At 66.9% G+C, this 22,218-nt stretch carries 16 protein-coding genes and 2 pseudogenes; 13 read left to right on the plus strand and 5 right to left on the minus strand.

Annotation, left to right across the window (positions count from 1 at the left end; genetic code table 11):
* Positions 1-113 precede the first annotated feature (113 nt).
* Positions 114-1,295: a cyclopropane fatty acyl phospholipid synthase gene (cfa, locus tag JL37_RS25215; protein WP_043547720.1), complete on the minus strand. Its 1,182-nt coding sequence runs from the start codon at positions 1,293-1,295 to the stop codon at positions 114-116.
* Positions 1,296-1,649: 354 nt separating this feature from the next.
* Here cfa and JL37_RS25220 point away from each other — a divergent pair, with 354 nt between their 5' ends.
* The 3 genes from JL37_RS25220 to greB all read left to right on the plus strand — a co-directional run bounded on the left by JL37_RS25220 (position 1,650) and on the right by greB (position 4,149).
* Entirely contained in the window at positions 1,650-2,585 is a 936-nt protein-coding gene (locus tag JL37_RS25220; RefSeq protein WP_043548201.1) for an alpha/beta fold hydrolase, read from the plus strand.
* A gap of 95 nt (positions 2,586-2,680) precedes the next feature.
* On the plus strand, positions 2,681-3,526 hold the full coding sequence (locus tag JL37_RS25225; protein ID WP_043547721.1) for a 3',5'-nucleoside bisphosphate phosphatase: 846 nt from the start codon (positions 2,681-2,683) through the stop codon (positions 3,524-3,526).
* Positions 3,527-3,597: 71 nt separating this feature from the next.
* Positions 3,598-4,149 carry a transcription elongation factor GreB gene (gene greB / locus JL37_RS25230; protein WP_043547722.1) on the plus strand — a complete coding sequence of 184 codons (552 nt, stop codon included), beginning with the start codon at positions 3,598-3,600 and terminating at the stop codon, positions 4,147-4,149.
* Positions 4,150-4,548: 399 nt separating this feature from the next.
* Here the strand turns inward: greB and JL37_RS25235 are convergent, their stop codons facing one another.
* The 3 genes from JL37_RS25235 to JL37_RS25245 all read right to left on the minus strand — a co-directional run bounded on the left by JL37_RS25235 (position 4,549) and on the right by JL37_RS25245 (position 7,499).
* Positions 4,549-5,577 (minus strand): DctP family TRAP transporter solute-binding subunit, encoded by a 1,029-nt coding sequence (locus JL37_RS25235; RefSeq protein WP_043547723.1) that lies wholly within the window; start codon positions 5,575-5,577, stop codon positions 4,549-4,551.
* Positions 5,578-5,652: 75 nt separating this feature from the next.
* Positions 5,653-6,951 carry a TRAP transporter large permease gene (locus JL37_RS25240; protein ID WP_043547724.1) on the minus strand — a complete coding sequence of 433 codons (1,299 nt, stop codon included), beginning with the start codon at positions 6,949-6,951 and terminating at the stop codon, positions 5,653-5,655.
* Positions 6,948-7,499, minus strand: coding sequence for a TRAP transporter small permease (locus JL37_RS25245; RefSeq protein ID WP_043547725.1), 552 nt, complete (start codon positions 7,497-7,499; stop codon positions 6,948-6,950). The genes JL37_RS25240 and JL37_RS25245 overlap by 4 nt, the downstream gene beginning before the upstream one ends.
* A 363-nt stretch (positions 7,500-7,862) precedes the next feature.
* Between JL37_RS25245 and purL the strand changes: the two genes are divergently transcribed.
* The gene (purL, locus tag JL37_RS25250; protein ID WP_043548202.1) at positions 7,863-11,912 is read left to right on the plus strand and encodes a phosphoribosylformylglycinamidine synthase; all 4,050 of its coding nucleotides are present in this window, start codon (positions 7,863-7,865) and stop codon (positions 11,910-11,912) included.
* Positions 11,913-12,023: 111 nt separating this feature from the next.
* Here the strand turns inward: purL and JL37_RS25255 are convergent, their stop codons facing one another.
* A complete protein-coding gene (locus JL37_RS25255) occupies positions 12,024-12,950 on the minus strand; it encodes a LysR family transcriptional regulator (RefSeq protein WP_043547726.1) in 927 nt (308 codons plus the stop codon).
* A 172-nt stretch (positions 12,951-13,122) separates the two neighbouring features.
* On the opposite strand from JL37_RS25255, the gene JL37_RS25260 reads away from it, so the two are divergent.
* From JL37_RS25260 to JL37_RS25295, 9 genes and pseudogenes are all read left to right on the plus strand, one after another.
* Positions 13,123-14,334: an ABC transporter substrate-binding protein gene (locus JL37_RS25260; protein ID WP_081955203.1), complete on the plus strand. Its 1,212-nt coding sequence runs from the start codon at positions 13,123-13,125 to the stop codon at positions 14,332-14,334.
* A gap of 30 nt (positions 14,335-14,364) precedes the next feature.
* The gene (locus JL37_RS25265; RefSeq protein ID WP_043547727.1) at positions 14,365-14,880 is read left to right on the plus strand and encodes a thiamine pyrophosphate-binding protein; all 516 of its coding nucleotides are present in this window, start codon (positions 14,365-14,367) and stop codon (positions 14,878-14,880) included.
* Positions 14,881-14,894: 14 nt separating this feature from the next.
* Positions 14,895-15,491: a thiamine pyrophosphate-dependent enzyme gene (locus JL37_RS25270; protein WP_043547728.1), complete on the plus strand. Its 597-nt coding sequence runs from the start codon at positions 14,895-14,897 to the stop codon at positions 15,489-15,491.
* A 31-nt stretch (positions 15,492-15,522) separates the two neighbouring features.
* The gene (locus JL37_RS25275; protein WP_043547729.1) at positions 15,523-16,953 is read left to right on the plus strand and encodes an aldehyde dehydrogenase family protein; all 1,431 of its coding nucleotides are present in this window, start codon (positions 15,523-15,525) and stop codon (positions 16,951-16,953) included.
* Positions 16,949-17,431 (plus strand): annotated as a pseudogene (locus tag JL37_RS31085) (NAD(P)-dependent oxidoreductase); the annotation flags it as partial. The gene JL37_RS25275 and the pseudogene JL37_RS31085, both read left to right, overlap by 5 nt.
* Positions 17,432-17,509: 78 nt before the next feature.
* Positions 17,510-17,920 (plus strand): annotated as a pseudogene (locus tag JL37_RS31090) (NAD-binding protein); the annotation flags it as partial.
* A 102-nt stretch (positions 17,921-18,022) separates the two neighbouring features.
* Complete coding sequence (locus tag JL37_RS25285; protein WP_043547731.1) at positions 18,023-19,651, plus strand: methyl-accepting chemotaxis protein; 1,629 nt, start codon at positions 18,023-18,025, stop codon at positions 19,649-19,651.
* A 404-nt stretch (positions 19,652-20,055) separates the two neighbouring features.
* Positions 20,056-21,525 carry a M20 family metallopeptidase gene (locus tag JL37_RS25290; RefSeq protein ID WP_043547732.1) on the plus strand — a complete coding sequence of 490 codons (1,470 nt, stop codon included), beginning with the start codon at positions 20,056-20,058 and terminating at the stop codon, positions 21,523-21,525.
* Complete coding sequence (locus JL37_RS25295; RefSeq protein WP_043547733.1) at positions 21,522-22,079, plus strand: DUF1415 domain-containing protein; 558 nt, start codon at positions 21,522-21,524, stop codon at positions 22,077-22,079. Before JL37_RS25290 ends, JL37_RS25295 begins: the two co-directional genes overlap by 4 nt.
* The last annotated feature ends 139 nt before the right edge of the window (positions 22,080-22,218 follow it).

Below are 22,218 nucleotides of genomic sequence, written 5' to 3' on the forward strand. Positions count from 1 at the left end.
CCAGGCTTGAGAGCGTGCTTCCGGGTGTCTGACACCCGGAGACGGCGTTGCGGCCTGACGGGCGGCGCATGGGGTGTCAGACACTGAGATGACCGGTGCAAATGGCACCGCATTCACCGCAGCGACCGATACGTTTCCTGGCGCTGCGGATGGGTCAGCATCACTTGCCAGAGCTGGCCCTCGCGTGAGCGGAAGAAGCCCGCGCAGCACATCAGATAGTATTTCCACATGCGGTAGAAGCGCGTGCCGTAGCGCGATTCCAGTTCGGGCCAGGCGCGTTCGAAATTCTCCCACCACGCCATCAGCGTGCGGTCGTAGTCGGCGCCGAAGTTGTGCCAGTCCTCGATGATGAATCGGCCTTCCACCGCCGTGGCGATTTCCCGGGCGGACGGCAGCTTGCCGTTCGGGAAGACGTAGCGGTCGATCCAGGGGTCGGTGCTCTGGCTGGTGGACGCGATGCCGATGGTGTGCAGCAGGAATGCGCCGCCTGGCGCCATCAGGCGCTGCACGTGGGTGAAGTAGGTGTCGTAGTTCTTGGGACCGACGTGTTCGAACATGCCCACCGACACCACCTTGTCGAAACTGCCCTGCAGGTCGCGGTAGTCCTGCAGCAGCAGTTCCACGGGCAGGCCCTTCACGCGCTCCTGGGCCAGCGCCAGCTGTTCCTTGGAGACGGTTACGCCGGTGACTTTCACGCCATAGCGTTCGGCCGCGAACTTGGCCAGTCCGCCCCAGCCGCAGCCGATGTCGAGCAGGGTTTCACCCTGCTTTAGCTGCAGCTTGCGGCAGATCATGTCCAGCTTTGCCAGCTGCGCTTCTTCCAGCGTCTGGGCGTGTTCCCAGTAGGCGCAGGAATAGATCATGCGGCTGTCCAGCATGGCTTCGAACACGTCGTTGCCGGCGTCGTAATGCTGTTTCCCGACTTCGAAGGCCCGGTTCTTGGATTGCAGGTTGAAGAGCTTGTGGCGCAGGTGTTCGGCGATCAGCTTGACTCGCGCCAGACCCAGCGCCGCCGACCCCATGTCGGCGCGCAGCAGCCGGGTGAACAGCTCGTCGAGCTGGTCGCAGTCCCACTCGCCGTCCATGTAGGACTCGCCCAGACCCAGCGACCAGCTTGCAAATACCCGGTCGTACATATGCTTGTCGTGCACCTGGATGTCCCAGGGGCGCGTGCCGTTGATCTGGACGTCGGCGCGGGCCAGGACGTCTTGCAGCACTTTGGGGGCTTGGGGCGGAGGGGAGCTGACCGCGGGATCGACGGAGGTCAGCGGGGAGGCGGGACTGCTTTGCTGCATACGGACTCCATATCAATTTGGGAAGACTGATCTGGCAATGCTCGAGACTGCAAACTGTGGCGCCAAATGGCGGGCAACTCCAATTTAATGATTGGATCGCGCCGATAGGCAACCGCAATTCCGCTGGCCGCCTTGGGAGGGCGGGCGTCGATCCGGATGGGATGATCGTAGCGACGACCGGGCCGATAGTCCAGGGCCGCGCGCACGGCGCGGTTGCCTGCCCGGCTGTCATGCGCCCGCAAGCCTGCGGCGATTAAACTACCGGGCCCGTCCGGCGTCCGGTATGGCCTGTCCTATAAGATACCGGCCTGGCACGCCGCCGTATCGGCGCGTGCGGACTTGTGGAGTGTATGGATAGTGGATGCCAGCCTGGAACCCCGTTTGGAATTCGTCACTTGCGCCAGCCCGGCCGGCCTGCATCGCATGGCCTACTGGGAGTGGGGCGATCCCGCCAACGACCAGGTGCTGGTCTGCGTGCACGGACTGACCCGCAGCGGCCGTGATTTCGACACGCTGGCCCGCCGCGTCGCGGGCCGCTACCGCGTGGTCTGCCCCGACGTGGTGGGCCGGGGCCGCTCGGACTGGCTGGCCAATCCCGCGTTCTACACCGTGCCGCAATATGTGTCCGACATGGTGACCCTGGTCGCCCGGCTGCGGCCGGCGAGGCTGGCGTGGCTGGGCACGTCCATGGGCGGGCTGATCGGCCTGGCGCTGTCCGGCGCGGCGGTGTTCGCCCGGGCGATGCTGGCCATGCGCCCGCACGCGGGCATGCTGCCGCCCGGCGAGGGCGTGCGCCTCGACAGGCTGGTGCTCAACGACGTCGGTCCCCGGCTGGAAACGGGCGCGTTGGCGCGCATTGGCCAGTACGTGGGCGAGCCCGGCGAGTTCGCCTCGTTCGAGGAGGCCGTCGCCACCATGCGCGCCAATTCGGAGACCTTCGGTCCGCACACGGACGCGCAATGGGCCGATCTGGCGCGTTATCTGTATCCCGAGCAGGGCGGCAAATGGGTCAAGCACTACGACCTGGCGCTGTCCCAGGCCCTGGCCGCGCAGACTCCCGAGGAACTGGCGGCGGGCGAGCAGATCCTGTGGCGCTCCTATGACTCGCTGGACTGCCCGGTGCTGATCGTGCGCGGCGAGCAATCCGACCTGTTGACGCGGGCCACGGTCGACGAGATGCTCCAGCGCAACCCGCGCGCGCAGGCGCGCGAGGTGCGGGGCGTGGGCCATGCGCCCACACTGATCGCCGACGAGCAGGTGGAGCCGGTGGCGGCCTTCCTGCTGGCCTAGGAATACTCACGCAGGAAGCGCTGCGCGCCGGCCCTGGCAAACCAGGGACGGACGGGGCGCTATCCACGCTGGCGGGCCTTCCCTACAATAGCCCCATGAACACGCGCACCCTCAACATCGACCTGCATTGCCATTCCACCGTCTCGGACGGCGCGCTCGCGCCTCGCGATGTGGCGCGGCGCGCGCACGCCAACGGCGTGGACGTCTGGGCGCTGACCGACCACGACGAAGTGGGCGGCCTGGTGGAAGCCGCCAGCGCGGCGCGCGAACTGGGCATGGAATTCGCCACCGGCGTCGAGATCTCGGTGACGTGGGCCGGCTTGACGGTGCACATCGTCGGTCTGCGGTTCGACCCTGAAAACACCGCGCTGGTCGAAGGCTTGCGCAAGACCCGCGCCGGCCGCGCCGAACGCGCCAAGCGCATCGGCGAGCGCCTGGCCGGCATGGGCATGCCGGGCGCCTACGAGGGCGCGCTGCCGTTTGCCGGCAACCCCGAGCTGATCAGCCGCACGCACTTCGCGCGCTATCTGGTCGAAGCCGGCTACTGCCCGGACGTGCAGACCGTGTTCAACAAGCACCTGGGCGACGACCGCCCCGGCCACGTGCCCATGCAGTGGGCCACCCTGGCCGAGGCGGTGGGCTGGATACGCGGCGCGGGCGGCCAGGCCGTCATCGCGCATCCGGGCCGCTATAAGTACACGCCCTTGCAATTCGCCGCGCTGTTCGATGAGTTCCTGCAACTCGGCGGCGTGGGCATCGAGGTCAACACGGGCAGCCATACCGTCGAGGAAGCCCGCCAGTATGCGGACGTGGCGCGCCGCTACGGTTTCCTGGCGTCGCGCGGCTCGGACTTCCATAGCCCGAAGGAAAGCCGGATGGACCTGGGCTGCCTGCCGGCGCTGCCGTCCGACCTTAAACCGGTCTGGCACGACTGGTTCTGACGCTGGCGGCCGACGCGCCGCCTTGCCCTGCAAATTATCGACTGTGACCGCGCCCCACCGGCGCAATCGCCATGAATAAAGCATTTGTCAAAGAATCCGACCACGAGGACGACGAGGACCTGCCGCAAGCCCAGGCGCTGCCGGCGGGTACGAAGAACTACATGACGCCCGGCGGCTACGAACGCCTGCGCGGCGAGCTCACGCACCTGATGAACGTGGAGCGCCCCTCCGTCGTGCAGGTGGTGTCCTGGGCGGCGTCCAATGGCGACCGCTCCGAGAACGGCGATTACCTCTACGGCAAGAAGCGCCTGCGCGAAATCGACCGCCGCATGCGTTTCCTGACCAAGCGTCTCGACATCGCCGAGGTCGTCGACCCCGCCGCCCAGCCCAACCGCGACCAGGTATTCTTCGGCGCCACGGTGCTGTATTCCGACAAGGCCGGCGAGGAACATTCCGTGACCATCGTCGGCGTCGATGAGGCCGAACCCCTGGCCGGAAAGATCAGCTGGATATCCCCGGTGGCCCGCGCCCTGATCAAGGCGAAGGAGGGCGATACGGTGGTCCTGCGTACCCCGGGCGGGGTCGAGGAACTGGATATCCTGGAGGTTCGGTATCCGGAGTAGATTTTTTTCGAGCGTGCCTGACACCCGGGGGATTCTTCCGAGGATGCCAGACGTTTGGAGGGTGTTTTTTGCGGGGGTGTCTGACACCCGGGGGCGCTGCTTCAGGTTGGGGCGGCGGCGCGTACGGGTGTCAGACACAAGAAATGGGCAGGGCGTCGGATGCCTCGGCATCAAACCGGTTTCTGACACTCCCATCAAAACAGTGTCTGACACCCCTACGGCAAGCCCCGCAGACTTGCGCCATTGCTCCCCGGGTGTCTGACACTCCCCCAAGAAACCCAAAAAATTACGGGCGCCAGCTTTTGGCCGGCGCCCGTTGGTGGGCGGGATCTGGCGTCCCTGCCTCGGTTGGCGGCTTGCGCCGCCGGTTCCCCTGGGGCTTGCAGTGTTCTTGCGGGCTTACTTCTTGCGGTTGGCGATCGACTTCTCGGCCAGGTTCACCAGGTCTTCGCCGATCTGCTTCTTCCACTTGTCGTAGACGGGCTTGGTTGCTTTCACGAAGGCGTCGTGGTCGGCCTGCGACAGCGAGCTCACCGTGACGCCGTGGCCTTCGATCTCCTTCAGCAGCGACGGATCCTCGGGCGTGACGCCCTTGCGCGCGATCACGATCTGCTGCTTGCCGGCATCCAGCGCAGCCTGGCGCACGATGTCGCGGTCCTTCTCGGACCAGGAATTCCAGACTTCGCGGTTGACCACGAAGACCAGCGGGTCGGCCACGTAGTTCCACAGGGTCAGGTACTTCTGGCCCACCGTGTAGAGCTTGGAGCCGGTGTAGATGGACAGGGGATTCTCCTGGCCGTCCACGGCGCCGCTGGCCAGCGCCGGCTGGGCGTCGGCCCAGCTCATCTGCGTGGGGTTGGCGCCCAGCGCGGTGAACGTGTCGATATACAGCGGTGAGCCCACCACGCGCAGCTTCATGCCCTTCATGTCCTCGGGCTTCTTGATCTCATGCTTGGAGTTGCTGAGCTGGCGGTAGCCGTTCTCGCCCCAGGCCAGCGGCACCACGCCGGCCTTTTCGATGAGCTTGAACATTTCGCGGCCCACGTCGCCCTGCACCAGCGCGTCGATGGCGGCGTAGTCGGGCATCAGGAAGGGCAGGGAGAACAGGTTCAGCTGCTTGACCTGCGGCGACCAGTTGATGGTGGAGCCGACGGCCATGTCGATCACGCCCTGGCGGATGGCGGTGAATTCGCGGGTCTGGTCGCCCTGGACCAGCGAGGTGCCGGGGTAGACCTTGATATTGATGCGGCCCTGCGTGCGCTCGCGCACCAGGTTCGACCAGATTTCGGCGCCCTGGCCCCACGGGAAGGTGGTGCCGACGACGATGGACAGCTTGTACTCGGGCTTGTAGTTCTGCGCATGGGCGGGCGCCATGCCCACCACTGCCGCGGCGCACAGGGCGGCGCCGATCAGGTTGCGGAATTTCATGTTGCGTCTCCTCTCTTTGCAAGTCTGTCTGTTGTTGTGTAATGCCTACCCGTCATGCCGGCGGGGTCCCTCTCGTCAATATCCCAGCTTGTGCGGCAGCCACAGCGCCAGCTGCGGGAAGGCCAGCACCGCGACCAGCACCAGGAACATCGCGCCCAGCAGCCATACCACCCAGCGCACCGTGGACTCCATCGGCACGCGCGCGATGCGGCACGACACCATCAGGTTCACGGCCAGCGGCGGGGTGAACTGGCCCAGCGCCACCTTCAGGGTGAGGATCACGCCGAACCACACCGGATCCCAGCCGTAGGCGTTGGCGATCGGCATGAGCAGCGGCACGAATATCAGGAAGATGGAGATGCCGTCCAGGAACATGCCCACGGTCATCAGCAGCAGGATCAGGAGCGCCAGCACGCCATACTCGCCCAGGCCCGAATTGACGATGGCGTGCGTGATGGGGTCGATGACGCTGAGGGTGGACAGCGCCCAGGCGAAGATGCCGGCCAGCGTCACCACCAGCATGATGACCGCGGACAGTTCCGCGGCTTCGCGCAGGATGACGAAGAGGTCGCGCAGCTTGATGGTGCGGTGGATGAACATGCCCACGAACAGGCCGTAGAAGACCGCGACCACGGCGGCTTCCGTGGGGGTGAACCAGCCCATGCGCATCCCGCCCAGGATCAGGACCGGCGCGGCCAGGCCCCAGGACGCTTCGCGCAGGCTCGCCCAGAAGGGCGGGCGCGGCAGGTGGGCTTCCAGCGCGCCCATCTTGTGCTTGCGCGCCAGCCAGACCGCCGGAATGATGAGCGCGAAACCGGCCAGGATGCCGGGGATCATGCCGGCCGCGAACAGGGCGGGCACGGACGCGCCCGGCACCAGCACCGAGTAGATGATGAAGGCGACCGACGGCGGGATCAGGATGTCGGTGGCGGCGCCGGCGGCCACCACGGCGGCCGAGAACGAGCCGGGGTAACCCGCGCGCGACATGGCGGCGATCATCACCGCGCCCACCGCCGCCGCGCAGGCGGGGCCCGAACCGGAGATGCCGCCCAGGAACATGGCCACGGCGATCGACACCAGCGGCAGCATGCCCGGGCCGCGCCCGACGATCGCGATCGCGAAATCCACCAGGCGCTTGGCCACGCCCGAGCGGTCGAAGATCGAGCCCACCAGCACGAACATGGGGATCGCCAGCAGCGGGTACTTTGCCAGGCCGGCGTAGAAGTTCTGCGGCACGGTCAAGAGCCCGTACCAGGGCGTGTCCAGGTTGGACAGCACGATGGCCACCGTGCCGCCGATGCCCAGCGCCACGCCGACCGGCACGCCGATCAGCATCAGGACGATGAAAACCGCGAAGAGGATGCCCGCGATCATGGCTGTTCCCCGCGGGCCGTGTCGACGGGCGCGCGCGCTATCCGGCGGATGATGCCCAGGGTGCGCAGCGAGATCGCCGCGGCCATCACCGGCAGCCAGATCGAATACCACCAGGTCGGCACGCCGATCGCGGGGGAGGTTTCTTCGTAGACGAATTCGTCCAACACCAGCTTGACCGATAGGACGGTCAGCAGCACGAAGAACGCCAGCACGCAGCTATTGGAAATCAGCGCCATGATGCGCTGGCGGCGCGGCGAGCCGTTGTCGGCCAGGATCTCGATCCGGATGTGGTGGTTGCGGACGAAGGCCATGCTGCCGCCCGCCATGGTCAGGACGATGAGCAGGAAGACCGAGATTTCCTCTGTCCACGCGAACGACTGGTCGGTGAAGTAACGCACCAGCACGTTCAGGAAGGTAATGATCGCCAGGGTCGCCAGCAGGATCACGGCCAGCCAGTCCTCGATGGCCAGCGGCACTTTTACGGCGGGATCGGTTTCTACGGGAATGATCGGTTCGACGGGCTCGGCGGGGGCTTCGGGGCGGGACATGTGAGGCAACGGCCAGCGCGCGGGTAGGCGCTATGCTTTTTTATTTGTGGGGTCGCAGCATCCTACCGTCGCGCCGGGGGCGGGGAAGTTCGTGTTTTCCCGCGGTGCGGGATGGCCGCAACATGATGCATTGCAGCATCAATTGGAGAAAATATCCCTCGGCCGCCATTGCAAAGACCTAATCTGCAAGGAAATAGGGCGCCATGCTGCTATGCATCATGCCGGCTTCCAAACGGCGGAATTCTTTTGTAACAATGGCCGGAATCGGAGATTCCCGGACGGATTGAACGGCGGCTCCGGGAAAACCCCCTAAACGGGTAAAATCACGTTTTGCACCTCTCTTCCTTATACGGCGCCCGCATCGTGTCCCTAGTTCAGCATCTGCCTGGTTCCTCCGTCCTGTCCTCCTTTCGTCGCGAACGCCTCCTGGCGCAGTTGAAGGAAGCCGGCTTGCCGGTGGCCGACATATCCGCCCGCTACGAGCACTTCGTCAGCACCGACGCCGCCCTGACGGCCGAGCAACAGGCTCAACTGACCCAGTTGCTGGACTACGGCACGCCCGCTTCCGGCGATGCGCCGGCCAAGAGCCTGGCGCTGCTGGTCATCCCGCGCCTGGGCACGATCTCCCCGTGGGCCAGCAAGGCCACCGACATCGCCCACAATTGCGGCCTGTCGTCCGTCCACCGCATCGAACGCGGCGTGCGCTACGTGATCACGCCGGAGCGCGGCCTGCTGGGCGCCAAGTCCTTCGACGACGCCATGCTGGCGCGCGCGGCCGATTGTCTGCACGACCGCATGACCGAAACAGTGGTGGACGCCAGCTTCGACGGCCAGGCGCTGTTCCAGCCGCTGGCGGGCAAGCCCATGCGCACCGTGGACGTGCAGGCGCGCGGCGCGCAGGCACTGGTCGAGGCCAACTCCACGCTGGGCCTGGCGCTGTCCGACGACGAGATCGAATACCTGGCCAAGTCCTTCAGCGACCTGGGCCGCGATCCCACCGACGTGGAACTGATGATGTTCGCGCAGGCCAACAGCGAGCACTGCCGCCACAAGATCTTCAACGCCCAGTGGGTGATCGACGGCCAGGAGCAGCCCAACACGCTGTTCGGCATGATCCGCGCCACGCACAAGGCGCAGCCGGCGGGCACGGTCGTTGCCTATTCTGATAACGCCGCCATCATGGAAGGCGGCCCCGCGCAGCGCTTCCAGGCCGGCGTGCCGGGCGTGACGGGCGAGGGCGTCGAAGGCGCCAAGTACATCCGCCGCGACACCACCGTGCACACGCTGATGAAGGTGGAAACGCACAACCACCCGACCGCGATCGCGCCGTTCCCCGGCGCGTCCACGGGCGCGGGCGGCGAGATCCGCGACGAAGGCGCCACCGGCCGCGGCTCCAAGCCCAAGGCCGGCTTGACCGGCTTCACCGTGTCGCACCTGCGCTTCGACGACGCCCTGCAGCCCTGGGAAGCCGACCATCACGGCCTGCCCGAGCGCATCGCCTCGCCGCTGTCCATCATGATCGACGGCCCCATCGGCGGCGCCGCCTTCAACAACGAATTCGGCCGGCCCAACCTGCTGGGCTATTTCCGTTCGTTCGAGCAGACCGCCGGCGGCACGCGCTGGGGCTACCACAAGCCCATCATGATCGCGGGCGGCCTGGGCAGCATCGACGCCGGCCTGACCCACAAGGAAGTCATTCCCCCCGGCGCGCTGCTGATCCAGCTGGGCGGCCCGGGCTTCCGCATCGGCATGGGCGGCGGCGCCGCATCCAGCATCAGCATGGGCAGCAACTCGGCCGAACTGGATTTCGACTCCGTCCAGCGCGGCAACCCAGAGATCGAACGCCGCGCGCAGGAAGTCATCGACCGCTGCTGGCAGCAGGCCGAGAACAACCCCATCATCGCGATCCACGACGTGGGCGCGGGCGGCCTGTCCAATGCCTTCCCGGAACTCGTCAACGACGCCGGCCGCGGCGCCATCTTCGACCTGAAGCGCGTGCCGCTCGAAGAGTCGGGCCTGTCGCCGGCTGAAATCTGGAGCAACGAATCGCAGGAACGCTATGTCCTGTCGATCCTGCCCAAGGACCTCGAACGCTTCGACGCCATCGCGCGCCGCGAACGCTGCCCGTACGCGGTGGTGGGTGTGGCCACCGAAGAGCGCCAGCTGCGCGTGGTGGACGGCGAAGGCCTGCCGGGCCTGGACACGACCCGCCCGCAGGGCGAGGCCGAGGTGCGTCCCGTGGACGTGCCGATCGACGTGATCCTGGGCAAGCCGCCGCGCATGACGCGCGATGTGAAGCGCCTGCCCGGCGTGTCCGAGCCGCTGGACCTGGCCGGCATCGACCTGACCGAAGCCGCCTACCGCGTGTTGCGCCACCCCACGGTGGCCAACAAGTCCTTCCTCATCACCATCGGCGACCGCACGGTGGGTGGGCTGTCCAGCCGCGACCAGATGGTCGGCCCCTGGCAGGTGCCGGTGGCAGATTGCGCAGTGACGCTGGCCGACTACGAAGGCTTCCGCGGCGAAGCGATGTCCATGGGCGAGCGCACGCCGATCGCCATGCTGGACGCGCCGGCCTCGGGCCGCATGGCCGTGGCCGAAGCCCTGACCAACCTGGCCGCCGCGGACGTGGCGCGCCTGGAAGACATCAAGCTGTCCGCCAACTGGATGGCCGCCTGCGGCGTGGACGGCCAGGACGCCGCGCTGTACGACACGGTTTCCGCCGTCAGCGAAATCTGCCAGGCCACGGGCCTGTCCATCCCGGTGGGCAAGGACTCGCTGTCCATGAAAACCTCCTGGGAACAGGATGGCGAGCAGCGCCAGGTGGTGGCGCCGGTGTCGCTGGTGGTCACGGCCTTCGCGCCGGTGGCCGATGTGCGCGCCAGCCTGACTCCGCAGCTGCGCACCGACGCGGGCGACAGCGTGCTGATCCTGATCGACCTGGGCCGCGGCCGCCATCGCATGGGCGGTTCGATCCTGGCGCAGGCCTACAACCAGGTCGGCGAGACCGTGCCGGACATCGACGCCCCGCAAGACCTGCGCGCGTTCTTCGTTACCATCCGCACCCTGGCGGAAGCCGGCACCATCCTGGCTTACCACGACCGTTCCGACGGCGGCCTGTTCGCGACCCTGGCCGAAATGGCCTTCGCCGGCCGCACCGGCATCTCGGTGAACCTGGACATGCTGACCTTCGATCCGCAATCGGCGGATTGGGGCGACTACAAGATCCGCCCCGAGCAGGTGGCGGTGCAGCGCGAAGAACTGACGCTGAAGGCGCTCTTCTCGGAAGAAGCGGGCGCCGTGATCCAGGTGCCGGCCTCGCAGCGCGACGCCGTCATGCAGGTGCTGCGCGGCGCGGGCCTGTCGGCTCACTCGCACGTCATCGGCGGCCTGAATGGCGCGGACGAAGTGGAGTTCTACCGCGATGGCAAGAAGGTCTGGGGCCAGCCGCGCGCCGAGCTCGGCCGCGCCTGGAGCGAAGTGTCCTACCGCATCATGGCGCGCCGCGACAACCCGGCTTGCGCCCAGGCCGAGCTTGACGTCTGGAACGACGCGACGGATCCGGGCATGAGCCCCAACGTGGACTTCGACCCCCAGGAAGACGTGGCCGCGCCCTTCATCAACACCGGCAAGCGTCCGCGCGTGGCGATCCTGCGCGAGCAGGGCTGCAACAGCCAGGTGGAAATGGGCTGGGCCTTCGACACCGCGGGCTTCGAAGCCATCGACGTGCACATGACCGACCTGCTGTCGGGCCGCGTGGACCTGGCGCAGGCGCAGGGCCTGGTGGCCGTGGGCGGCTTCAGCTACGGCGACGTGCTGGGCGCCGGCGAAGGCTGGGCCCGCACCATCCGCTTCAACAGCAAGCTGTCGGACCAGTTCGCCGCGTACTTCGCGCGTCCCGATACCTTCGCGCTGGGCGTGTGCAACGGCTGCCAGATGATGGCTGCGCTGGCGCCGATGATCCCGGGCGCCGAATTCTGGCCGCGCTTCACGCGCAACCAGTCGGAAAAGTACGAAGCGCGCCTGTCCATGGTTGAAGTGGCCAAGTCGCCGTCGATCTTCTTCGCCGGCATGGAAGGCGCCCGCGTGCCGGTCGCCGTGGCCCACGGCGAAGGCTATGCCGACTTCTCGCAGCAGGGCGACGCTTCCAAGGTGCTCGCCGCCGCGCGCTTTATCGACAACCGCGGGCAGCCGACGGAAGCCTATCCGTTCAACCCGAACGGCAGCCCCGGCGGCCTGACCTCGGTCACCACCGCCGATGGCCGCTTCACGGTCATGATGCCGCACCCGGAACGCGTGACCCGCAACGTGATGATGTCGTGGGCGCCCGAGAAGTGGGGCAATGCGGACAAGGGCGGCGCGTTTAGCCCCTGGATGCGCATTTTCCGCAACGCCCGCGTCTGGCTGAAATAAAGGGAAGGCCCCACACCGCGCCCGCCGCTGCGGGGCCGGCCCGGATAACCCCGCCGCCTGGATCTCGTGTCCGGCCGGCGGGGTTTGTGTTTTCAGGCCCTGAGGCTTCGCCTATTTTTTCTGCGGCTTCAGCGATTTCATGAACCGCTGCGCGCGTGTGACGGCGTCGTGCGCCTCGGCCGCGAGCGCGGCGACGAAGCGCTGCGCCGCCAGGCTGAGCGGGCGGCGCGGATGATTCACCACCACCAGCTGCCGCTGCATGTCGGCGTGGATCCGGCGCACCGACAGGGCGCCTGCGTCCAGCTCGTGCGCGATCGCGCTGATCGGCAGGATGGTGGCCCAGGCGCCTGACTTCACCAGTTCCAGCGTCGGGGTGAGGGCGTCCATCTCCAGGCGCGGGCGCGCGGCCGGGCCGCGTTTCTTCAGCACCGGATCGATGATCGCGCGCAGGCCCTGGCCCAGCGTAGGCACGATCAAGGCGTCGATGGACAGGTCGTTGAATTCCACGCTGCGCAACGGGCTGTCGGAAGCCGTGACCAGCACCAGTTCCTCGCTGACCAGCGGCGTGGTTTCCAGGCTGCGCACAGGCTGGATCAGGTTGACGATGGCCACGTCGAGCTCGCCCGCGTCCAGCCGTTCCACCAGTCCCGCGCTATAGGCCTCCGTCAGCCGGATGGTGACGTCGCGGTTGTCGGCGCTGTAGAGCGACAGCGCTCGCGGCACGATGCTCGCGCCCAGCGACGGCACCGTGCCGATCCGGATCAGGCCCGACGTGCCGCCGCTGAGATCCAGCATGCGCTGGCGCACGCTTTCGACCTCCTTGGACAGCGGCAGCAGCATCTTGTAGAGGTCGACCCCTGCGGCCGTGGGCGTCACCCCACGGCTGGAGCGCTCGAACAGCTGGACCTTCAAGGTTTTTTCCAGCTTGGCCAGTTGGGTGCTCAGGGCGGACTGGACGATGCCCAGTTCGGCGGCGGCGCGCGTCATGCCGCCGTTGCGGTACAGGCATAGAAAGCACTCGATCTGGCGTAAATCCATAGTGTGTCGCGTAGGTGGTTGATACCCGGATTATAGGGAGGCCAGGCCTCGACCAGGACTTGTCCTAGGGGTAAACGATATGATCAAAATAGATTGTATGTGAATATATTATTAAAAAAAGAGATGGCCTTGGCGATCCTGCGGCAAGGCCGACACAGCGAGGAGACAAGACGTGGAAACCAGGACGAAAGTGTTAGGTGCCGTCGCGTTGGCGGTAGTCGGCATTTGCGGGGCGGGGGCTGCGGCCGCCGAAAGCGACAAGGTGAAGATCGCCTTCGTCACGGACATGAGCGGTCCCTACTCGGACTTCGACGGCGCGGGCGGCCTGGACGCCATCCGCATGGCGGTCGCCGACTTCGGCGGCAAGGTGTTGGGCAAGCCGATCGAGATACTGGCGTCCGACCACCAGAACCGGGCGGACATCGCGTCGAACCGCGCGCGCCAGTGGTGGGACCAGGACAAGGTGGACCTGGTGATCGGCGGCTCGAACTCGTCGGCCTCGCTCGCCATCAGCACGATCGCCGCCGAGAAGAAGAAAGTCTTCATCAGCGCCGGGGCGGGCGCCGACAGCCTGACCGAGGAAGCCTGCACGCCCTACACGGTCCGCTACACCTATTCCACCTCGGCGCAGGCTCGCGGCACGGCGGCGGCCATGGTCCAGCAGGGCGGCAAGAGCTGGTTCATGCTGACGGCCGATTACGCATTCGGCTATTCGCTGGAGAAAGCGAGCATGGACGTCGTGAAAGCCAGCGGCGGTTCGGTTTCGGGCTCCACGCGGCACCCGCTGAACACGTCGGACTTCTCTTCCTACCTGATGAAGGCGCAGGCCTCCAAGGCGCAGGTGCTGGGGCTGGCGAACGGGGGCGGCGACCTGATCAACTCGATCAAGACCGCCAAGGAATTCGGCGTCAGCGACAAGATGCGCCTGGCCGGCCTGATGGTCTTCATCACCGACATCCACAGCCTGGGCCTGGAAACGACTGCGGGCATGTACCTGACCGACGGCTGGTACTGGGACCTGGACGAGCGCTCGCGTGAATTCAGCAAGCGCTTCTATGAACGCAACAAGAAGATGCCGACCACCTTCCAGGCGGGCGACTATTCGGCCACCACGACCTACCTGAAGGCGGTGGAGCGGGCCGGCACCACGGATGCGGACGCCGTCATGAATGCGCTGAAGTCCATGCAGATCGACGATATGTTCACCAAGGGGTACATCCGGGCGGACGGCGCCATGGTGCACGACATGTATTTGATGCAGGTGAAGACGCCTGCGACGTCCAAGGGCGAATGGGACTACTACCAGAAGGTGGCCACCATTCCGGGCGAGGACGCCTACGCGCCCACCCAGCCCGGCATCTGCAAGCTGAAAGCGAAGATCTGAGTTCCATCCACACACCGGAGGCAGGGAATCATGGCGGAAAGTTGGCCCGAGTTGGTCTATCGAAACTTGAAAGAGGCCGGGATCACGCAGATGGCGTACGTGCCCGACGCGGGGCATAGCCAGCTGATCAAGCTGTTCGAGGCGGATCCCGAGGTGGAGGCGGTTTCCCTCACCACGGAAGAAGAGGGCGTGGCCATGCTTGGCGGCGCCTGGCTGGGCGGCGCCAAGGGCGTGCTGCTGATGCAGTCCAGCGGCGTGGGCAACTGCATCAACATGCTCGCGCTGATACAGGAATGCCGCATGCCGTTCCTCTGCCTGGTCACCATGCGCGGCGAATGGGGCGAGTTCAATCCCTGGCAATGCCCCATGGGCCAGTCCGCCGAAGCCGCGCTGCGCGGGGCCGGCGTGTACGTGCAACGGGTGGAGCGCGGCGAGGACGTGCCGGAGACCGTGCGCGCGGCCAGCCTGCTCGCGTTCAATTCGAACCGGCCGGTGGCCGTGGTGATTTCCCAGCGCATCCTGGGAATCAAGAACTTCAGCAAGTAGGACGGGGCAACGATATGAACGCGAAAGCGACGATGAACCGGCGGGCGGCGGTGGCCCGGATACTCGAAAAGCGCGGCGATGCCCTGGTGGTGGCCAGCCTGGGCAATCCCACCTACGACACCTCGGCCGCTGGCGACGACGACCGCAACTTCTATGTGTGGGGGGCGATGGGCGGAGGCTGCATGGTGGCCTTCGGCCTGGCGCTGGCGCAGCCGGCGCGCCAGGTGCTGGCCTTCGTCGGCGACGGCGAGATGATGATGGGACTGGGGGCGCTCGCCACGATCGGCGTGCGCGCGCCTTCGAACCTGAAAATCATCGTGATCGACAACGAGCACTACGGCGAAACCGGCATGCAGGCGGCGCACTCCGGGCGCGGCGTGGACATCGCCGGCGTGGCGCGCGCCTGCGGCATCGAGGACTCTGCCACGCTGCGCAGCGAGGCCGAGCTGGCCGACCGCATTCCCGGGCTGCGGCAGCCCGGCCTGCAATGCCTGGTGTTAAAAGTGTCTTCGGCGCCGGAGCCCGGCAGCCTGCCGTCGCGCGACGGCCCCTACCTGCGGTCGCGGTTCCGCGAAGCGGTGCTGGGCAAGGGCAAGGGCGGCCACGCATGATCCCTCAACGATTCATGACCAGGAGCAGACAGTGACGCAGAAAGCAAACTACATCGGCGGCGCGTGGGTGGAAGGCGCCACCGTGCTTGAGAACCTGAACCCCGCGGACCCCGGCGACGTGATCGGCCAGTACGCCTGCGCGGACGAGGCGCAGATGCGCCAGGCGGTGCAGGCGGCCCGCGCGGCGGCGCCCGGTTGGGAACGCAGCACCACGCAGCAGCGCAGCGACATCCTGTTCCGGGCGGCCAACGAGATCCTGGCCCGCAAGGACGAGCTTGGCGCGCTGGTGTCGCGCGAGGCGGGCAAGACGCTGGCCGAGGGCGTGGGCGAAGTGATGCGCGCCGGCCAGATATTCCAGTTCTTCGCCGGCGAGGCGGTGCGCTATGGCGGCGAGAACCTGCCGTCCGTGCGCCCGGACATCGGCGTGCAGATCAGCCGCCATCCCGTCGGCGTGGTCTCGATGATCACGCCCTGGAATTTCCCGATCGCGATTCCGGCCTGGAAGATGGCTCCGGCCTTGGCTTTCGGCAACGCGCTGGTGCTCAAGCCCTCCGAGCACACGCCGGGCGCGGCCTGGGAACTCTTTGCCATCCTGGAACGGGCGGGGCTGCCCGCGGGCGTGGCCAACCTGGTCAACGGCGGCGGCGCGGCGGCGGGCCAGGCGCTGCTCGACGGCGTGGACGCCGTCAGCTTCACGGGCAGCGTCGCCACCGGCCGCAAGATCGCCACCGGCGCCTCCGAGCGCATGATACGGGTGCAGCTGGAGATGGGCGGCAAGAATCCGCTGGTGGTGCTGGACGACGCCGACCTGGACGTGGCCGTGGAGTGCGCGCTGAACGGCGCCTTCTATTCGGCTGGCCAGCGCTGCACGGCCTCCAGCCGGCTGATCGTGGCCGACGGCATACACGACCGCTTCGTGCAGGCGCTGACGGACCGGATGCGCAAGCTGGTGGTGGGCGATCCGCGCACGGCCGGCACCCAGATCGGCCCGGTCATCAACGCCGCGCAGCTGGAGAAGATCCTGGGCTACATCGAACTGGGCCGCGCGGAGGGCGCCACCTTGGCCGAAGGCGGCAAGCGCGCCGAGGCGTCCACCGCGGGCCACTTCCTGCGCCCGACGCTGTTCACGGAAAGCAGCAACGCCATGCGCATCAACCGTGAGGAGATCTTCGGCCCGGTGGCCGCGGTGATCCGGGTGTCGGGCTACGAAGAAGCGCTGGAAGTCGCCAACGACACGCCTTTCGGCCTGTCGTCGGGAATCTGCACCACCTCGCTCAAGCAGGCCAACCACTTCCGGCTGAACGTGCGCAGCGGCCTGACGATGGTGAACCTGCCCACCGCCGGCCTGGATTACCACGTGCCCTTCGGCGGCGTGAAGGCGTCCAGCTTCGGCCCGCGCGAGCAGGGCCGCTACGCCGTGGACTTCTATACCTCCACCAAGACCGCCTACATCGGCTATTGATCAATCGCGCCACACCGCCGGCGCGCGAGCGCCGGCACCAGAGGAGACAGGCATGGAAAAAATCGGTTTCATCGGTTTGGGCCGCATGGGCAAGCCCATGGCGCTGAACCTGCGCAAGGCGGGGTTCGAGCTCGTGGTCCTGGACATCAACAGGCAGGCCATGGAGGAATTGGCGGCGGCGGGCGCGGCGCAGGGCGCCGACGTGGCGGACGTGGCGCGGCGCTGCGGCATCATCGTGACGATGCTGCCCACGTCCAAGGAGGTCGAGCAAGTCGCCCTGGGCGGCGGCGGCGTCTTCGAGAACGCGGCCAAGGGCAGCCTGCTGATGGACATGAGCACCATCGACCCGCTGGCGACCGACCGGCTGCAGGAACAGGCGCAGGCCCACGGGATGTCCGTGGTGGACGCGCCCGTCGGGCGCCTGGCCGAACATGCGGACCGGGGCGAATCGCTGTTCATGGTGGGCGCGAGCGACGCCGATTTCGCCCGGGTCAAGCCGCTGCTGGACGCCATGGGCACGACCACCTACCACTGCGGCCCAGTGGGGGCGGGCGGCCGCACCAAGCTGGTCAACAACTACGTGGCGGTGACGCTGTGCCAGGTCAACGCCGAGGCGCTGGCGCTGTCCCAGCGCTTCGGGCTGGACATCACCAAGACCCTGCAGGTGCTGTACGGCACCTCGGCCTCCAACGGCCAACTGCGGATGAACTTCCCCAACAAGGTGCTGGTGGGCGACACCACGCCGGGCTTCACCATCGACCTGGCGCACAAGGATATGTCGCTGATCGTCGGCGCGGCGCATGCGGCCAAGGTGCCGATGCCCGTGGCCGCCGCCGTGCATGAGTCCTTCAGCCTGGCCCGGGCGGGGCAGTTCGGCGGGATCGACTTCTCGGGCATCGCCGACGCCATCTGCCACTTCGCCCAGATCGAGAAGCCGCGCGTGCCCGAGGGCTGGAAACCGGCCTGAAAAGGGGGCGGATAACGGCGTGTAACTCAATGAGATATTTAACTTTTCATTGCAGCGCGCCGTTATAGGGGGAAGCTTTACGCAACCCCCGGAGTGCCCCCCATGTTCAAGAATTTAAGTATCCGCGCGGTCTTGACGACCGCTTTAGTCGTTTTCTTTTCGCTTTTCCTGGCGACCGGCGTCGCGGTCCACCAGCAGCTCACCTCCAACCGCGGTTCCATCGAGCTGTTGCTGGACACCAACCTGGTCCGCGCCAATGCCGTGGACGGCGCCGGCGCCGAACTGCTGCGCGCCCGGCTGGTGCTGCTGGCGGCGCAGACCGCGTTGATGGAAGGCAAGCGCATCGACAACCTGGCCAGCATGCAGCGCCTGGAGGGCTACACCAAGAAGGCCGCCGACCTGATCCAGGCGGCGCGCCAGACGCCGGAGACCTCGGCCGAAGGCAAGCCGCTGTTCGACGCCGCGCTGGCGGCCTACGACGTCTACCACCGCGACGCCATCCTGCCCATGATCGCCGCCATCCGCGCCGGCAACGCGCAAGAGGCCGGCCGCCTGAACCTCGAGAAAGTGACGCCGCTGGGCCTGACCTTCACCGCCTCCATCCAGAAATACGTGGACTACGCTGACGAGGTCGGCCAGCGCGTGGCCCGCGAAGCCTCCACCCGCATCAACGGCGCCATCGCGCTGCTGGTCGCCCTGCTGATCGTCGTCGGCGTCCTGGTCGTGGGCCTGTACGCCGTGTTTGCGCGCTCGGTCTTCCGTCCGCTGCACGAGGCGGGCCGCCTGTTCGACCGCATCGCGGCCGGCGACCTGACCAACCGCATCGAGCAGCGCGGCAACAACGAAATCGGCGTGCTGTACGGCGCGGTCAAGCGCATGCAGGACAGCCTGGCCCGCACCGTGTCCGCCGTGCGCCTGGGCGTGGAGGAAATCCATACCGGCTCGCGCGAGATCGCCGCGGGCAATATCGACCTGTCGTCCCGCACCGAGCAGCAGGCCGCCTCCCTCGAGGAAACCGCCGCCAGCATGGATGAGCTGTCGTCCACGGTGCGCAACAACGCCGAAAGCTCGCGCAGCGCCTCGGAGCTGGCGATGGCTGCCTCCGAAGTGGCTACGCGCGGCGGCCGCGCGGTGGGCGACGTGGTCGGCACCATGCGCGGCATCGCCGACAGCTCCAACCGCATCGCGGACATCGTGGGCGTGATCGACGGCATCGCCTTCCAGACCAACATCCTGGCGCTGAACGCCGCCGTCGAAGCGGCGCGCGCGGGCGAGCAGGGCAAGGGCTTCGCGGTCGTGGCCAGCGAAGTGCGCGCCCTGGCGCAGCGCAGCGCCGCCGCGGCCAAGGAAATCAAGGGCCTGATCGACGATTCGGTGCAGAAGGTGTCGGTCGGTTCCGACCAGGTGGAGGCCGCCGGCGCCACCATGCAGGAGATCGTGACCTCGGTGCGCCGCGTGACGGACATCATCAACGAGATCTCCAGCGCCTCGGAAGAGCAGTCGCAGGGGATCCAGCAGGTGAACCAGGCCGTGTCGCAGATGGACAGCGTGACCCAGCAGAACGCGGCCCTGGTCGAGCAGGCCGCCGCGTCGGCGGCGTCGCTGGAAACCCAGGCCCAGCGCCTGCGCGAGGCCGTGGCGGTGTTCAAGCTGCAGGCCGGCCAGGTGATCGACGCCGAGGCTCCGGCCTTGGGGCATCGTGGCGCGGAACCGGCGTTGATCGGGGCTTGATTGCGGTGGGTGTCTGACGCCTAGTGTCAGACACCCGGGAAGGCCGGCTTCGGCGGGACGGGCATTGCGTACGGGTGTCAGACACAAACTCAGTCCAGTGTCTGACACCCGTACGAGAAGACCTGTGGCTAGCGGCAGCGCCGCCGGGTGTCAGACACAAACCAGTCCAGTGTCTGACACCCGTACGAGACGGCCTGTGGCTAGCGGCAGCGCCGCCGGGTGTCAGACACAAGCCAGTCCAGTGTCTGACACCCATACGAGACGGCCTGTGGCTAGTCGAGGTGCCGCCGGGTGTCAGACACTACCATCCCCCAAAAAACAATCAGGGACAAATAACGCCATGTCCTGCGCGCGGGCATAAAATAGCGGATTGCCCATCCCACCCGACCACAGGATCCCGCGCCATGAACGCACGCATCCCCGACGACGCTCTTCCGCCCACCCTCGACCCGGAGGCCTTGCAGGCTTTCGTGGACGACAAATGGGACAACGAGATCATCCCGGCGCTGACCGACTACATCGCGATCCCCGCCAAGAGCCCGGCCTTCGACGCCGACTGGGAAAAGAACGCGTTCATCGAGCGCGTGGTGCGCGACGCCGCGCAATGGGTCGAGGCGCAGAAGGTATCCGGCCTGAGGCTGGAAGTGGTGCGCCTGCCGGGCCGCACGCCCGTCATCTTCTTTGACGCGCCCGCCACCCGTAGCGACAACGGCGATACCGTGCTGCTGTACGGCCACCTCGATAAGCAGCCTGAATTCTCCGGCTGGCGCGCCGGCCTGGGCCCCTGGACGCCCAAGTACGAAGACGGCAAGCTGTACGGCCGTGGCGGCGCGGACGACGGCTATGCGGTCTATGCCTCGCTGACCGCCATCATGGCGCTGGACAAGCAGGGCATCCCGCGCCCGCGCTGCGTGGGCATCGTGGAAACCTGTGAGGAGTCCGGCAGCTACGACCTGCTGCCCTACGTGGACGCGCTGCGCGACCGCCTGGGCAACGTGGCGCTGGTGGTGTGCCTGGATTCGGGCGCGGGCAACTACGATCAACTCTGGATGACGACCTCGCTGCGAGGCATGGTGGCCGGCACGCTGGAAGTCCAGGTGCTGGACGAAGGCGTGCACTCGGGCGACTCCAGCGGCGTCGTGCCCTCGTCGTTCCGCATCCTGCGCCATCTGCTGGACCGCCTGGAAGACAGCGCCACCGGCTGTCTGCTGCCGCAAAGCCTGCACTGCGACATCCCCGCCGACCGCATCGAGCAGGTGCACGCCACGGCCCGCATCCTGGGTGACGAGGTCTGGCGCCGTTTCCCCTGGAGCTGCGGCGCCGAAGGCGGGTTCGTGCTGCCCATGACGACCGAGCCCGAAGAGGCCCTGCTGAACCGCACCTGGCGCCCGACGCTGTCCGTCACCGGCGCCGAAGGCCTGCCGCCGCTGTCCAGCGCCGGCAATGTGCTGCGTCCGCGCACGGCGTTCAAGCTGTCGCTGCGCCTGCCGCCGCTGGTGGACGCCGTGGCCGCTTCGCAGGAAATCAAGGCGCTGCTGGAAGCCGACGCGCCCTACAACGCCAAGGTCATCTTCAAGGCCAACGAAGGCGCGGCCACCGGCTGGAACGCCCCGGCGTCCGAAGCATGGCTGACCCAGGCGCTGGACGCCGCCTCCCAGCAGTACTACGGCGCGCCCTGCGGCTACATCGGCCAGGGCGGCACGATTCCGCTCATGAGCATCCTGCAGAAAGGCTTCCCCAAGGCCCAGTTCATGGTCTGCGGCGTGCTGGGCCCCAAGTCCAACGCGCACGGGCCCAATGAGTTCCTGCACGTGCCGTACGGCAAGAAGCTGACCGCCGCGGTGGCGCAGACGATGGCGGCGATGCCGGCATGATTTCCTCTTCCGATGCGTACGCCAATGTAGTCGCTGAAACCAGGCATTGGCTGAATCAGGCCGTCATCGGCCTGAACCTCTGTCCCTTCGCGAAAGCGGTGCAGGTCAAGGACCAGATCCGCTTCGCCGTCAGCGACGCCACCGACGCCGAGGGCGTATTGACCGATCTGCAGGACGAGCTGGCTCTGCTGGCCGAAACCGACCCCGAGCAGATCGACACGACCCTGCTGATCATCCCCGACGCGCTGGACGACTTCCTGGAGTTCAACGATTTCGAAGACCTGTCGGACCGCCTGCTCAAGCGCATGCGCCTGGTGGGCGAGCTGCAGGTGGCCACCTTCCACCCGCAATTCCAGTTCGCGGATACCGAGCCGGACGATATCTCCAACTATACGAACCGTTCACCGTACCCCATCCTGCACCTGTTGCGCGAAGACAGCATCGACCGCGCCGTGGACTCTTTTCCCGACGCGGCCGAGATCTACGAGAAGAACATCGAGACGATGCGCCGGCTGGGCTTGGAAGGGTGGAAGAAGCTGATGGCCAAGCCGTAGCGGGCCAGATTGCATACCAAATACCGCCCGACGGAATATTCATCGCGCCGGCGCGCCAGGGGGTATCGGGATATCCCTAGATAGCCTGCCCCTGGTATTGCATACAACATACGTTTTCCTCGTCCGTCCGTTGCCTGGA

This window comes from Achromobacter sp. RTa, from assembly GCF_000757485.1.
Classification (GTDB): domain Bacteria; phylum Pseudomonadota; class Gammaproteobacteria; order Burkholderiales; family Burkholderiaceae_B; genus Achromobacter.